We start from the raw sequence: 1,326 nt of genomic DNA, 5'->3' as shown, positions 1-1,326 counted from the left end.
TGTGCGTGTTGAAACAGTACTGCGGCTGGCCCTTGGCACACGCCCGGCACTGGCCGCAGACCGCGCGCCAGTTCAGGATCACCCGGTCACCCGGGGCCACAGACGTCACATCGGGGCCCACCGCGCTGACCACACCCGTGCCCTCATGGCCCAGCAGGTACGGGAACTCATCGCCAATGCCGCCCTGCTTGTAATGCAGGTCCGTGTGGCAGACACCGCAGGTCAAGATATCCACCAGCGCCTCCCCCGGCCCCGGGTCCGGCACCAGGATGGTCTCCAGCGAAACCGGGGCATCCTTCTCCCGGGCTACCACCGCTTTAACTTTATGGACCATTGCTTGGTTTCCTTTCATGGATCCGGCCGGACCCCGTGACTCGGCGGTGATATGGGTGGCCATAAGCCGGATGTGTTGTTGTGCCGCCACCGTTCTGTCCCGAGTGCCGTCGACCTGTACCAATCAAGCCGGGACCAGGCACGCCTGCCGCGGGTTCAGCACAGCACCGGAATCCTGCGAGGTTGCCATGAGGTTTGCCCGCCCCAGTTGGGCGACTGTTTCACCGAAGACGTGGTCCGGGTCCAGGCGGCGGAGTTCTTCCGCGAGGCAGTCGCGGAGGTTTGGGCGCGGGAGGGAGATGCGTTGGGCGGGTTGGCCCGGCTGGGTGAGTACAGCGACGGTTTGTCCGGGGCGGAGGAGTTGAATGTCGCCGTCGGGAAGTGTGAGGCGGACCCGGCGGAGGCCCGTTCCGGGGGTGCCCGGCACGATGGTCACGGGCACGTTCAGCGCGGTGTTCAGCCAGGCTGCCATCAGCAGCGTGCTTGGGGAATCCGGGGCCCCTTCAACTTCGGCGGCCAGTACCGCGGTTGAGCTGGCCTGGTCCAGGGCTGCGGCGAGTTGGATGCGCCAGTTGGTGAGGCGGGTCCAGGCGAGGTCGGTGTCGCCTGCTTTGTAGGTGGCGCGGATGTTTTCGAGCGCGGCCTGCGGGTCGGGTTCGTTTGCGGAGTCGGTGATCCGGCGGTGCGCGATGCGGCCGATGGAGGTTTCGCAGGCGTTTTCCGGGGCACCGTGCGGCCACCAGGCCACGATCGGGGCGTCCGGAAGCAACAGCGCCGCGACCAGCGACTCGGACTCGTGCGCGAGCTGGCCGTAGCCGCGCAGCACGATCACCTCGGACGCGCCGGCGTCCCCGCCGACCCGGATCTGCGCGTCCAGCCGGTCCGCGTGGTCCTTCCCGGCGTCGGCGAGCACGATGATCCGGCAGGGGTGTTCCCGGCTGGCCTCGTTCGCGGCCTCGATCGCTTCTTCCTCGAGCCCGGACTTCGTCACGA

Annotated in this window: 2 protein-coding genes; both read right to left on the bottom strand. The window is 67.8% G+C overall.

Features of this window, described 5'->3' with window-relative positions; all coding sequences use genetic code 11:
* A partial coding sequence (locus AC5RU7_RS20970) for an alcohol dehydrogenase catalytic domain-containing protein (protein ID WP_494053871.1) occupies window positions 1-334 on the bottom strand: 334 nt, incomplete at its 3' end.
* Window positions 335-457: 123 nt separating this feature from the next.
* On the bottom strand, window positions 458-1,326 hold an 869-nt coding region (locus AC5RU7_RS20965), incomplete at its 5' end, for a glucose-6-phosphate dehydrogenase assembly protein OpcA (RefSeq protein ID WP_494053870.1).

The sequence above is a fragment of the Arthrobacter sp. K410C genome, assembly GCF_059090105.1.
The sequence above is the reverse complement of the archived record's forward strand: the minus strand, read 5'-3'. Positions and strand labels throughout refer to the sequence as shown.